The sequence below is a fragment of the Streptomyces mayteni genome, from assembly GCF_054783955.1.
Genome location: NZ_BAAGPR010000053.1, coordinates 39,264 through 51,911 on the forward strand (window position 1 = coordinate 39,264; position 12,648 = coordinate 51,911).

Genomic DNA, 12,648 nt, shown 5'->3' on the forward strand with positions numbered 1-12,648 from the left:
ACTCGTCCGCGCCCCCGCGTCGCCGCGGGCCAGGTGGGCTACCGCGTGCTCAGCGGAACGACGGTGGCGTTCTGGTCACCCAGAGGTGACACCGTGACCCAGTCATCCCCGAGGGGCGAAACCGTGGCGTGGTCCTCTCCCTGGGGAGCTGTGGTCACATTCTGGTCGGCCAGGGCCGAGGCCGTGGTGCCCGCCGTCATCAAGGCGGCCATTGCGCCCGCCACCGCGAAGCGTCGTATTCGTGTCATCACATACTCCCCGCATGGAATGAATCGATCTTCTGGCAGGGCCGGCCCCTTGACCTCATTCTCGATCCCCCGCACGGCGAAGTCCTTAGCCGACGGTCCACAGTCCCTTGTTCCAGAGGTGACGACCGTGACGTGGAAGGTAACTGATCTCGCCTGCTATCTACATCGATGGGATTTGGGTCGCCTGATCCCGCGGTCGCGTTTTCAGCGCCCGTTGCCGGTATTCGACTGGCGGGATGCCGTGGACAGCGCCGACATGGGGGCCGCCACGAACCGCCGCGAACCGCCGCGAACCGCCACGACGGTCAGTCCGTGTCAGGCGGTGGGCCTGTCCACCTCACGTGCGCACAAGGAGGGGTGGCGCGCACTTATGCCATCGCCGCGTCGAGATCGGCCACCGTGCGGTAATGGACGCCGGTCATGCCAAGCGCTCTGGCTCCTTCGACGTTCTCCAGCCTGTCGTCGACGAACAGGCAGCGCTCGGGCGCGACGCCGGCGAGCTGTGCGGCGATCTCGTAGATGCGCCGATCAGGCTTCGCGACGCCGACTCGCGCGCTGCTGACCACGGCGTCGGCGAAGTCTGTCAGCCCGATCCGCTCAAGGTGCTCCTCCAAGGTGTCCGTGGCGTTGGTCACCAGCACCAACGGAACCCGCTCCCGCGCCTTCGTCAGCAACGCCCGGACCCCCTCATCCACCGTGAACGGCACCGCCACGAACTCGGCAACCGCCTGCCTGGCCCGCTCGTCGCCGCCGAGGGCGACAGCGATGGAGTCGACCCACTCCTGCTCGGTGACAAGCCCGAGAGTGGCCGGCCCGATGAGAGCGGGGTCGAAGGCGGTGCGCATCAGGGGGAGCCCGTAGCGGGCCTCGATGTCGGCCTGGGCACCATGGTCGAAGTGGCGGAGCACACCGTCGAGGTCGCAGAGCACCGCGTCGAAGGAAATCATCTCTCCCCATTGTGCCGCGCGGCTCCGCAGATCCCATCTCCTGGTCCTACTGGGCCCCGGCTCTTCGTGCGGTGAGGGGGCCGTATGCGCACCGACATCGCTCAGGAGGTCGACTCGGGGGCAGGTCTCGACGGGACGCGCACCGCCATGAGCGCCGCCACGACAGCTGAGGGCGTGCCCGGGTGTGAACTCGCTGAACAGCGAGGGAAGAGCCCTCCCGGCCGCGCCCAGGACACAAGTGTTGAAGACCAGCCTTCCGGCAACGGAATCAACGGCCTCGTCGCGCTCCCGGGGCCCAACCGGATGACGCCGCCCGTGGCCGGTTCGGCGGCCATCGCCGCTGGACACCGGGCTCGGACTGAGTAGGCTTGATGAGCCCCACCCCGACCCTGCCGCAGTGCGGAGCCGTCCGCACCTTGCCGAGGATCTCCCCGGTGTGACAAGGACGCCCTCGACCGCTGCTCGTGTCCGTTGTTCAACGCCGGGAAGACGTTCATGAAGCAAACCGAGCCGCCCATCGAGGCCGTCATCTTCGACCTCTTCGGCGTGATCATCGGCTTCGACAATGACATCGTGCCTGCGCGACTCGCCAGGCACTGCGCCGATCCCGCCGACGCCCTTCGGCGCTTCGACGGACTCATGGCCCGCTACGAGATCATCACCGGCGAGGTGACCTTGCGGCAAGTACACCGCCAACTCGTCGATGCCCACGGACTCACGCTGACCTACCCGCAATTCGAAGCCGCCTGGCTTGAGCCCTACTCCTGGCCGATGCCCGGCATGGCCGACCTGGTCAAAGCGCTGTCCGAGAACCATCCCCTGGTACTGCTGTCCAACATCGACCACGACTACTGGCAGGTTGTGCGAGCGACGCAGCCGGAGCTCGAGCTTTTCACCGAGCTGCTGGTGTCCTGCGACCTCGGGTACGCGAAGCCGGAATCCGAGGCTTTCCTACGCGCGAGCCAGGCGGCCGGCGTGCACCCGGAGCGGTGCCTCTTCGTCGACGACACGAGGACTAACGTCGAGGCCGCTCGGGCACTTGGCTTCCAGACGCACTGGTTCCGCGATGCTGCCAGCTTCATCGAATACCTCGAGCCGTGTCCCATCCGGTGACTCGGCGTAGGCGGTTGTAGCAGTACAAGGCAGCGCCAAGCCCGAGAATGGGCAGTCGCGACGAACCGCGTCCAAGTCGATCTCCGTGGCAGGACGGATGGCCAACCGCTCCCTCTACCCTGGTGAAGCGTCAACCCTGTGCGTGGGCCAGTGACGAGGCAACAGACGGCTCGCACGAGCTGTACACGCTGAAGCACCGGGCTGCGGCTGGACGCGTACGTCCGCACCGGCGCCGGCCATCCGCGTCGCATCATGGACGAGGAGTTCGGCCGCGGGACAGCGCCCTGGCACGTGCGAGAGTACCTGGACCTCAATCGCTGGATGCGCGAGCACAACACGCGGCAGCCGGACCAGCGGGTGCGGTTCCTGGGCGCAGACTTGTCGGACCCGCGGTTTGGCGACACCCTGTTCCAGGACGTCATCGACCACGTCGGCCGGCGCCTTCCAGATCTGCTCTCCCTCTGAGCGGTGCGCGGTGGCCTCGGCGGCAACACCGCTGCCCAGACATGTGGACGTGTCTGACACTCGCAAGACATGCCCCAGATCAGCAGTGTCGGACGCGAAGCATTCCTGTGCGGGCACCCCCGCACCCGATACTCCGTCAATGGACGTCGTCAAGCTTTGGGCGTCGCTCGCTGAGCTGGGCGAACGGGTTCAGGCGTTCCCTTCGAAGCAGGAGTGGATATACCGATATGCCCTATGAACAAGACCGCGGGGTCACGCCTCCGGCTGCGGGAAGCGCGGTGTGGCTCAAGGGGCAGCTGCTGGAGATCGCTTCCGCGTTGCCTTCGCACCGCCGCCCAGTAGTGGTCCGTGAGTGGACGGACCCGGTACAGCTGCGCGACCCCGAACCGGTCGGCCACCGGTTCCTGTTCCTCATCTGCCTCGATCCCGACGAGCGCCCCTCGTCTTACGGTTTCGACGACGTCCTGACCGCCTTCACTGCTGCCAGTTGGATCACCACGCACCGGCGGTTCTCGGGCCAGCCCGGGGAGAGCTGGGCGACAGCTCGACGGGAGGATTTCGAGGTCAGGGTCTACGAGGGCAACGGACCCGGGATCCTGGCCCTTACCGGCTGGACACCGGTCGTGTACACCGGACGGCAGCTGGCCCAGCCGCCCTTCACTCTCAGCACGGCCTGCGGCGTGCTGTGCGACGACTGCCACGGCTGGGGAGTGTGCCTGCTCTGCGAAGGCAGGGCCTACAGCGGCGGCGAGGGCGGCTACGGACGATGCGACTGCGCCGCGAACAACGCTGGCCCCGGCAACTGCATCGAATGCGGCGGGACAGGGCTTCTCACCGCCGAGGAAGCGTCGTGGAAACGAAGGCGGTACGGGGTGCCCGATCCCGACGCAGGTGACGCCTTCGGGCAGACACCGGCCGAGGGCGGTCACGCCTCCAACACCAGCGCCTTTATCGCTGTCAGCCAACGGGCTTGTGGCTGCGGGGAGTTCCGGTGCTTCTGGCGGAACGTGCTCACCGAGGTTGGCGACCACGCCATCTCCCGGTTCACCGGCGTCTGCCAGGGATGCGCCGCACAGCGTGCCTACGCGTTCGAACTCCCCCGGCCATAAGCTTTGGTGGTGGGAGGATGCCCGGACGGTCGGGGGGATGGTGCGGGGCTGGCCGGACCGGAAGGGGGAGGGAATCGGGCATGGCCACCGTTGTTCCTATTCTGATCGGCGTCGTCGTGGCGGTCCTCGCAGCCTTGGCCCTGGTGCGCCGCCGCTCGCGGCGACGGCAGCTGGTGGCCGGGGCGCCCGCAGGGCCGGCTCGGCCGTCCTTCCCGACACCTGCGCCGGCACCACTGCCGCCATCGCGTCCGGGCACACCGCCGACGGCGTCACCGGACTCGGCCATCCTGTCGACCGACCGGTTCACCTTGCTGGAGGGGCTCGGCCGCGGCGGGATGGGGGTGGTCTGGCGGGCGCGGGACAACGTGCTGGGCCGGCAGGTGGCGATCAAGCAGCTGCTGCCGGCGGCGGACGCGGCACCGCAGGTGCGGGCGACCACCCGCGCCCGGATGCTGCGCGAGGCCCGGGCCGCCGCCCGCCTCGACCACCCGGGGGCCGTGACCGTTCATGACGTCCTGCTCGACCACGACTCGGTTCTCATCGTGATGGAACTGGTCAGGGCCACGACACTGGCGGTAACGATACGGAACGGGGGGCCGCTGCCGCTCCGACGGGTCGCCGCGATCGGGCGGGACCTGCTGGACGTGCTGATGGCGGCGCACGAGCTGGGCATCGTCCACCGGGACGTCAAACCGGCCAACGTCCTGCTCCCACCCGACGGGTCCGTGAAGCTCGCCGACTTCGGCATCGCCGAACTGGCCGGCGACCCCACGCTCACCACCACGGGGGCCGTCCTCGGCACCCCCACCTACATGGCACCAGAGCAACTCCGCGGGCTGACGAGTTCCCCCGCCACCGACCTGTGGGGGCTGGGCGCCACGCTCTACCACGCCGTCGAGGGACAACCAGCATTCGGCGGGCCGGGCCCCATGGCCGCCTTGGCCGCCGTCCTGACGGACCCACCGGCGGCACCGCGCCGGGCGGGCAAACTGGCCCCGCTGCTCGTCGGACTTCTCGCCAAGGAACCGCAGGACCGGCCGGCACCGACCTGGCTGCGCGCCGAGCTGGCCGAGCTGGCGCTCCAGGCCTGAACCCGCGCCAGGAGCCCGGCGGTGTGATGGGGCGGTGGGGTGGCTTCGGACGGGTGTCAGCAAGGGCATGGTATTGAGCTGCTGGTGGTGGGTGGGCCTAGAAGCCCAGTCACCTTGCCCCTACTCGAAGCCCGATCTCATCTAGCGCGGTCTGTTGTTCGATGGGGAGGGTGTCGCGCCGGCTGCGCATGTTGCTGCGCCACACCCCGAGCTTCACTGCGACGGTCTCGCCCGGCTCCTGGTCTCTGCCGCCGGCACCCTCCTCGAGGACCAGGTGCTCGACATGGCCGCGGGGGACCTTCAGGAGCCCTGGCGGGCGAGGTACTGCCGGGCGGTGGCCGGGCCCCGCTCGAACGACCCCGGTCGCCGGACGGCTTCCGCGCGGCCGGCACCGGCAGGCCGCCAACCCACGGTGTTCCGTCCGGTCAGCCCGAGCCGCTGGACGCCGAACCGTCTCCGCCGAGAAGCTCACGGCGCACGGAAAGCGCCCAGCTGTTGTTGGGTTCGAGTTCGAGGCCCCGGTTGAGGTCGATGAGGGCTTTCTCCGTACGACCGGCTAAGCCGTGCAGGCTGCCGCGTGCGGCGAGGGCGACGACATTGTCGGGGTCGAGATCGATGGCCCGGTTCAGATCGGCCAAAGCTTGTTCTTGTCGACCGGCGTTGTAGCGGGTGATTCCGCGGTCTGTTAGTTCGCGAGCGGTGAGCTGCTCGGTTTCCCGGGGCGCGGCTAGCTGGTCACTGGTCGGTGGTGTGGGATCTCCGGTGGGCACGGGGGGCGCCTGCGCGGGTGTGGGGTGTGGTGCCTGCCGCTGCAGGGTGAGGAGGTGGGTGTCGTGGCTGCGCATGTAGAGGACGGGGGTGATCCATTCCAGGGTGTCGGGGTGCCAGCTGGAGATGGCGATGCGTGCGATGCGGACGGCTTCGTCGATGCCGCGGTTGGAGGCCAGAGCCCGGTAGAACGCGCGGGAGAAGGCTTTCGCGGCGTCGTCGGTGATGGAGTACTGCATGGCCACTACCGCCGGGATCCGCCTGACCAGGGAGGCGCCGGCGCTGGAGAACACGTCCGTGGCCACGGCGGTGGCGGTGGCGCAGCTGTTGAGGACCACCAGGTGCGGCATCACCCCGGCAGCGGTGAGCACGTCACCCACATGGGAGGCGGGCACCAGATGGGCCTTGCCTCGGTCGTCGGCGAACGCGATACCGCCCTCGCCGCGCGCGGCGTCGAATCCGCCGTGCCCGATAAAGTGGAACAGATGGTAGGGCCCGCCGGCCAGCAGGGCGTCCATGAGGTCCTCCAACCGCTGCCCGTCCACCCACTCCAGGTCCACCAGCCCCTGCTGCCGCAGCGGCTCCAGCGCATCGGTGAGCTGCTCGCGCTCGGCGTCAGCGTCCAACTGGGCCAGGTTCCCCGGCAGCGCGGTCATGCCCAGCACCCGCAGCGGGCCGTCGACCCGCACCTGCCTCACCGTCTCGGGCGCCTCGACGTACCGCACCAGGGCGCTGCGGCGACACACGTACTCACCGCGCAGGTCATCGAACAGCAACTCCCACGGCAGGACCGCCAGCTCGGCCGGCAGCCGCAGCACGATCCGGAAAGGCTCCCCCTCCCGTTCGACCACCTCGCGGCTGGCCGCCAACAACGCACCGGAGTGTCCCCCCAGCACCGCGGTGAAGAGCCCCGCTCCGAGCTTCCGCAGCGGCGCCTCGATCGCCGACATCAGCGGCCGGGCCGCCCGAACCCGCGAACTGGACGCCAACACCCTCGCCTGCACCGCCTCCAGCCCAGCCACCAGCGCATCCGCATCCAGCAGAACCGGGCCGGTGTACTCCCCAGCAGGAGAACGCACCCCCACCCGAAAGCCCTCGCCCTCCCGAACCAGCTCCACCACGAAATCCAGGCCGCCCGCCACGCCTTGACACCCTCCCCACCACGACGAAGTCGTCCCCAAGGCATCCAACCAGCAACCTCGCCCCGACGACACAACCCGGCCACTCCTGCCATCAGGACCGGAGGCAGCAATCGCACCGGACAGCCAAGCGAGCCGCGCGCCCGGCTCCCCTACAACCCGATCTCGTCCAGGGCGTTCTGCTGCTCGACGGGCAGCATGTCCCGCCGGCTGCGCATGTTGCTGCGCCACACCCCCAGCTTCACGGGCACGGTCTCGGGCTGCTCTTGGTCCCCGCTGCCGGCGGCGTCTTCGAGGACCAGGTGCTCGACATGGCTGCGGGGAACGCGGAGGTGGCCCTCCCGAGCGAGGTACTGCCGGGCGGCGGCGAGACCCCGCTCGAACGACCCGGCGCGCCCGCCGGTGGGCTTCCTCGCGGCCGGCACCGCAACACTGCCGGCCTCCCGGCCCGACCGGCTCCTGCACGCCCTCCACGGCTCCCTGAGCGGCTTCAGGGGCAGCCTGGAGCGGGCCGATGCCCAGATCCGCCAGCAACCCGCGCTGCGCCTCGGAGAGGTGTTTCCAGCTGTGCCGCTGCCGGCGCAGCCATGTCCCGACGTCGATGCCGGCCACGGTGACGCCGGGGAGGATGTCGTCGGGGTGGGCGCCGCCCTCGACGCAGGCCTGGACGCCGGCGTAGTTCCTCTGCCACTCGATGGGCCAGGCCGGGTTCCAGGACGGGTCGATCGCCGCCAGCTGGCGCGCGCGGCGCTCGGCTCGGGCCGTGTCCTTCCCGAGCCCGCCGGGCCGCCGCAGGTTCGCCAGGAGCATCCCCACCGGGCGGTCCAGGATTGTCGCGGACCTCGGCGCCGCCAGCGTCCCGTACTCGCCGTGGTAGGCGCGCAGGACGTCGAGGGTCTCCTCCCACGCGAGCTCGCGTTCGTCCCACACCATGCCCAGCGCCTCCAGGCGCCGGGCGCGGCCGCCGTTCATCGCGCCGGCCTGGAAGACCTTCCGCTGGTCGGCGACCCACTGCCAGAGAGGGAAGGCGCCCTCGCGGTGGGAGAAGGGCACCCGCGCATGCTTCTCCCACTTCCGGTAGGCTCGCAGCGCCTCCAACCTCCGGCCCCAGTCCTGGCGTTCGGTGTCGATGACGTTGTAGGCGATCCACTCCGCGACCGCCGCCGGATCCCGCTTCGAGGAGAACCGGAGCAAGAGCCGACCTTCCTCCTCACCATCCTCCGGCGGCAGGCTGATGTCGGCGGGCTCGCGGCGCGGCTACGCACCGCGCCGCTGCACCTGGCCGACCAGCTGCTGACGCTGGACCAGGTCTGCGCAACCGCCGAGCGGATCGACGGCCTGGCCCTTCCGCAGGTCAGGCGTGGGCCTCGGTGGCCGTCTTGAGGATTCGGACATCATCTGAGGCTCAGCGGCCGGGCACGGCGTGAGACAGCGCGAGAAGCCGCAGGTCACAGCATCGCCACGTGACATAGGAGCGCTCGCCGCGCCCCGGTCCCTGGCACACCTCGTGTCAGGCGCCGGCGTATTCCGTTCGGCTGCCCCGCAGGACACAGGCGAGCACGGCCCGGTTCAGTCGTGAAGCACCGCGTTCCCTATCGCGAGTTGGGTATCCGGGCAGCTGTCGCCTGCCAGCTCGGTTGTTATGAGCAGCCGCGCCACCCCGGTGACGTCCACGGTCACTTCCCTGGGACGGTTGATCTCCGCTCCCACGGATTCCAGTTGCTGCCCGTCACCTGAGATCGTGATGCTCGCGGGCGTTGCGATGGTGTTGTCGTCTAACCCGAATATGAGGGTGAGGGTCGTGTACCGCTCGTTGATGCTGTAGTCCATATCCTCGTTGCACGAGTATGCGATCAGCATGGCGTCTTCGTACCGAACGCCGCCCATCGTTGCCGAGCCGAGCTCGTAGGAGGGATAGTTGCCCACCTCCTCCAAGTCGGCGAGCGCCACCTCTCCGGGCGGCAGTGGCGCTGGCTCCTCCTCCTCTCCCGACCCGGTGTCCTCACCGCTGCCACTGTCCGCGTCCGGTGACGCGGTGACGGTGACCGTTGCGGTGGACCGGATCGTCTCCGTCACCGTCACCGCCGTGGCCGTGGGGGAGTCGATCACGGTCGGCAATCCGAGGAAGCCCAGCAAGAGACCGACAAGACCGGTGACCGCGGTGATCAGGGCTGCCATCTCGCCCAACACCCGGACTGGGCGCCCCCGTTCACCCGGTCCTGGCGATCCGGCGTCGGAACCGTCGTCGCCGCCCGGCCTGGGCCGCGGAGGTCCAGGCGGCATCGGCGGGATTCCGCCTCCCGACGACGTCACCCCGCTCACGGACGGCTCGTTCGGGCACGGCGCGCGCGACGGACGGTGAAGGCGCCTCCTAAAGAATCCATCCACACATTGAACCCGAACCAACCCCTGCGTGACAGGCCCACAGCAGCAGAATGACGCCGTCGGCTGTGTACGCGGGGGCGAGAGTCGTTTCGACGTGGTTCAGGGAGTCACTTCGAGGCTCTGCCTCGTGATCAACATCGATGGATTCGGGAGTCACTACGGCCCTCCTCGCGGGCCGAGTGCGGCCATCGCTCTCCACTCCTCACAGATCAGGCTCCGCCGACCGGCTGTGGCAGTACCGGTCACGGGCTCGTCTATTCGCATCGAAGGGCATTGGCGCTGCTTCCGAAATCGCGACCGTGCCCGAGGTGCGCCCTACAACCCGATCTCGTCCAGCGCGGTCTGCTGTTCGATGGGCAGGGTGTCGCGCCGGCTGCGCATGTTGCTACGCCACACCCCGAGCTTCACCGACACCACCCTTGGGCTGCTCCTGGTCCCCGCCTGCGACAGCGTCTTCGAGGGCCAGGTGCTCGACGTGGCCGCGGGGAACGCGGAGGTGGCCTTCGCGGGCGAGGTACTGGCGGGCGGCGGCTAGGCCGCGTTCGAAGGACCCGCTCCGGCCGCCTGACGGCTTCCTCGCGGCCGGCACCGCAACACTGCCGGTCTCCGGCCCGGCAGGCTCCCGCGTGCCCTCCACGGCGCCCTGTACGGCCTCAGGAGCCGCCTGGAGCGGTCCGATGCCCAGATCCCCCAACAGCCCGCGCTGCGCCTCGGACAGGTGCTTCCAGCCGTGCCGCTGCCGGAGCAGCCACGTGCCGACGTCGACGCCGGCCACCGTGACGCCCGGCAGGATGTCGTCGGGGTCTGCGCCGCCGTCGACGCAGGCCTGGACGCCGGCGTAGTTCCTCTGCCACTCGATGGGCCAGGCCGGGTTCCAGGACGGGTCGATCGCCGCCAGTTGGCGCGCGCGTCGTTCAGCACGGGCCGTGTCCTTCCCGAGCCCGCCGGGCCGTCGGAGGTTGGCCAGGAGCATCCCTACCGGGCGGTCCAGGATGGTGGCTGACCTCGGCGCCGCCAGCGTCCCGTACTCGCCGTGGTAGGCCCGCAGGACGTCCAGGGTCTCCTCCCACGCGAGTTCCCGCTCGTCCCACACCATGCCGAGCGCCTCCAGGCGGCGGGCGCGGTTCCCGTTCATGGCGCCGGCCTGGAAGACCTTCCGTTGATCCGCCACCCACTGCCCCAGCGGGAAGGCTCCCTCGCGGTGCGAGAACGGCACCCTGCTGTGGCCGACCCGCTTCCGGTAGGCGCGCAGCGCCTCCAACCCGCGGCCCCAGTCCTGGCGTTCGGTGTCGATGACGTTGTAGGCGATCCACTCCGCGACCGCCGCCGGATCCCGCTTCGAGGAGAATCGGAGCAAGAGCCGGCCCTCTTCCTCACCCTCCTCCGGCGGGACGCCGATGTCGGCCGTCGGCGACTCCGAGCCGGTGTTCGTCTGCGGAATAGCCAGCAATTCAATGGCCTGTTCATCATGTGCACGGAGCCCTTCGAGTACCTTCACCAAAGGCTTATACGAGGCCGAGGAGAACATATCGTCGGGCTGCTCGCCAGGTGCCAGGAACACCGGCACGATAAGCGAGGCGAGCTTACCTTCACCAGGCTTCTGCCGCAGGGCGCGGCCGATGGCCTGGACGATATCGACTGGCGATCCCTTCGGATCCAAAAGAGCCACGGAATCCACCGCGCGAATGTCGACGCCTTCCCCGAGGACGCGGCAATTCGAGAGGACCGCGAGGCCGGCTCGGGTGCCGAATTCTCCGAGAACGGTCCGGCGGTGGTCGGCTTCGTGCTCGCCCTTCAACCACCCCGACCAGACCCTCGCCGGATACCGCTCCGGCTCCACCTGGTGCAGCTTCTTCCCGACCGCCGGCAGCCCGGTGGCGAAAGCTTCGGCCTCGACGGTCCGGTGGTGGAAGGTGATCATCGTCTTCAGATCGTGCTCACGCGCGGTCTTCAGCATCGCCGCCTGGAGCGCCCCGAGCCGCAGGCCGCGGATCTTCTCCTCACGCTTCTCCGGGCCGTAGAGCTGGTCAGGAGGCAGCTGCGGGTCGACCAGCTCGACCACGATGATCTGATACCGCGCAAGCAGACCCCGAGCGACTCCCGAGGCCAGGTTCATGCGGTAGACGACCGGCCCGAAGACGGCCTCATCGTCCGTGCTGGCGGCCATCTCCTCCGGCAGCGGATCCCGCAGCGGATCGGTGGGAGGCCGCTCCTGCCAAATGCGGGGCGTCGCCGTCAGGTACAGACGCCGCAGCGAGGGCAGCAGGCTGTTGTCGTGGACGTCGGCCCACGCCTTCCCCATCGAGCCGGACGTCCGGTGCGCCTCGTCGACGACCACCAGGTCGAACGGCCTCATGGGCAGGCCGTAGGAGCCCTCGAACGCCTCCACCAGGACCGGCAACGACGAGTAGGTCGCGTACACGATCACCGGGCCAGAGCCGTGCCACAGCGCCAACTGAGGGGCGCTCGTGGTCGCCCGCACCCCGCGCCCCCACAGCACCGGGTCGTCGCCGAGCGAGCACACCGCGACCGCCGGCCCCTTATGGCCGGCCGCCTGCCACGCGCCGACCGTCTGAGTCAGCAGATCCAGCGTCGGCACCAGGACCAGCACCCGGCCATTCCGTGCTACCTTTCGTGCCGTGAAAGCGGCCACCATCGTCTTTCCCGAACCGCACGGCATCACCACCGTCGCACGCAATCCCGCCGCCGGAATCCGCGTTCCCGGCGGAATATCCAGCGCCCGCGCCCCGGCCTCTACCGCCTCAATTTGATGATCCCGGAGCTTAAAAGGCGCCGTCGCCATTTCATCTCTCCCGACAGAGAACCGAAACACTGAAGACCGTCGACACCCTTCCCGCACGCTCAACCGGGAGGCCGTCACGATCCCTGAGTCTACACAGATGCATCCTGCCCCATGCAGAGCTTGATGCACTGTTATACACGTCACGCGAGCAGCGTGACGCCTTGTCAGCACCCGGCGCCCCGGGCGCACTTGACGTCCTGAGGAGAGCAGTTGACCGGACGGCCAACCCTCCCCGTCAACCCGACGCCGCACCCGGAATGCACCCGAACGAGACCTGGGCCAGGGTGGAGCCGCGCCCCGCCCGTCGGTTCTGTCGACCCGCCTCAAATCTCGGGGCCTGCCCGGGATTCCTGTAGTTACACAGGCTGCATCATCCCGCGATGCAGCCACCGCCATCCCTTGCTGCCGTTTTTCGGGCGGAGCGAAGCGGAGCCCGCACTATCGCCGCGAAGCGGCGATAGTAACTGCGGTCGGATTCCCGCGAAGCGGGAATCTGTTGCCCCGCGCGAAGCGCGGGGCCCCGTCCGCGAAGCGGACGGTCTTACAAGCGCGCGCAGCGCGCTTGTACCCGCTCCGCGGG

At 69.2% G+C, this 12,648-nt stretch carries 10 protein-coding genes and 1 pseudogene; 4 read left to right on the forward strand and 7 right to left on the reverse strand.

What is annotated here, in order from left to right:
• Nucleotides 1-38: 38 nt before the first annotated feature.
• The gene (locus ACYVPE_RS22620; RefSeq protein WP_461035503.1) at nucleotides 39-323 is read right to left on the reverse strand and encodes a CBS domain-containing protein; all 285 of its coding nucleotides are present in this window, start codon (nucleotides 321-323) and stop codon (nucleotides 39-41) included.
• Between the two features lie 293 nt (nucleotides 324-616).
• Nucleotides 617-1,195, reverse strand: a complete 579-nt coding sequence (locus ACYVPE_RS22625; RefSeq protein WP_461035504.1) for an HAD family hydrolase — start codon at nucleotides 1,193-1,195, stop codon at nucleotides 617-619.
• Between the two features lie 495 nt (nucleotides 1,196-1,690).
• Here ACYVPE_RS22625 and ACYVPE_RS22630 point away from each other — a divergent pair, with 495 nt between their 5' ends.
• The 4 genes from ACYVPE_RS22630 (at nucleotide 1,691) to ACYVPE_RS22645 (ending at nucleotide 4,973) form a co-directional block, all read left to right on the forward strand.
• On the forward strand, nucleotides 1,691-2,308 hold the full coding sequence (locus tag ACYVPE_RS22630; protein WP_461035505.1) for an HAD family hydrolase: 618 nt from the start codon (nucleotides 1,691-1,693) through the stop codon (nucleotides 2,306-2,308).
• 207 nt (nucleotides 2,309-2,515) lie between these two features.
• Entirely contained in the window at nucleotides 2,516-2,773 is a 258-nt protein-coding gene (locus ACYVPE_RS22635) for an erythromycin esterase family protein (protein WP_461035512.1), read from the forward strand.
• Between the two features lie 278 nt (nucleotides 2,774-3,051).
• Complete coding sequence (locus ACYVPE_RS22640) at nucleotides 3,052-3,882, forward strand: hypothetical protein (RefSeq protein WP_461035506.1); 831 nt, start codon at nucleotides 3,052-3,054, stop codon at nucleotides 3,880-3,882.
• Nucleotides 3,883-3,962: 80 nt separating this feature from the next.
• The gene (locus tag ACYVPE_RS22645; protein ID WP_461035507.1) at nucleotides 3,963-4,973 is read left to right on the forward strand and encodes a serine/threonine-protein kinase; all 1,011 of its coding nucleotides are present in this window, start codon (nucleotides 3,963-3,965) and stop codon (nucleotides 4,971-4,973) included.
• Between the two features lie 425 nt (nucleotides 4,974-5,398).
• On the opposite strand, the gene ACYVPE_RS22650 is transcribed toward ACYVPE_RS22645, so the two are convergent.
• The 5 genes and pseudogenes from ACYVPE_RS22650 to ACYVPE_RS22670 form a co-directional block, all read right to left on the reverse strand.
• Nucleotides 5,399-6,883 (reverse strand): CHAT domain-containing protein, encoded by a 1,485-nt coding sequence (locus ACYVPE_RS22650; RefSeq protein ID WP_461035513.1) that lies wholly within the window; start codon nucleotides 6,881-6,883, stop codon nucleotides 5,399-5,401.
• A gap of 149 nt (nucleotides 6,884-7,032) precedes the next feature.
• Nucleotides 7,033-7,305: a helicase associated domain-containing protein gene (locus tag ACYVPE_RS22655; protein ID WP_461035514.1), complete on the reverse strand. Its 273-nt coding sequence runs from the start codon at nucleotides 7,303-7,305 to the stop codon at nucleotides 7,033-7,035.
• Between the two features lie 517 nt (nucleotides 7,306-7,822).
• Nucleotides 7,823-8,074, reverse strand: a pseudogene (locus tag ACYVPE_RS22660) (helicase associated domain-containing protein); the annotation flags it as partial.
• A 375-nt stretch (nucleotides 8,075-8,449) separates the two neighbouring features.
• Nucleotides 8,450-9,058, reverse strand: a complete 609-nt coding sequence (locus ACYVPE_RS22665; RefSeq protein WP_461035508.1) for an NPCBM/NEW2 domain-containing protein — start codon at nucleotides 9,056-9,058, stop codon at nucleotides 8,450-8,452.
• 592 nt (nucleotides 9,059-9,650) lie between these two features.
• Complete coding sequence (locus tag ACYVPE_RS22670) at nucleotides 9,651-12,068, reverse strand: helicase associated domain-containing protein (RefSeq protein WP_461035509.1); 2,418 nt, start codon at nucleotides 12,066-12,068, stop codon at nucleotides 9,651-9,653.
• Nucleotides 12,069-12,648 lie beyond the last annotated feature (580 nt).

What these genes read in the sequence shown, in the direction of transcription:
- ACYVPE_RS22625 (WP_461035504.1), bottom strand. Translation starts at nt 1,195, where the DNA reads ATGATTTCCTTCGACGCGGTGCTCTGCGACCTCGACGGTGTGCTCCGC.
- ACYVPE_RS22630 (WP_461035505.1), top strand. Translation starts at nt 1,691, where the DNA reads ATGAAGCAAACCGAGCCGCCCATCGAGGCCGTCATCTTCGACCTCTTC.
- ACYVPE_RS22645 (WP_461035507.1), top strand. Translation starts at nt 3,963, where the DNA reads ATGGCCACCGTTGTTCCTATTCTGATCGGCGTCGTCGTGGCGGTCCTC.
- ACYVPE_RS22665 (WP_461035508.1), bottom strand. Translation starts at nt 9,058, where the DNA reads ATGGCAGCCCTGATCACCGCGGTCACCGGTCTTGTCGGTCTCTTGCTG.
- ACYVPE_RS22670 (WP_461035509.1), bottom strand. Translation starts at nt 12,068, where the DNA reads ATGGCGACGGCGCCTTTTAAGCTCCGGGATCATCAAATTGAGGCGGTA.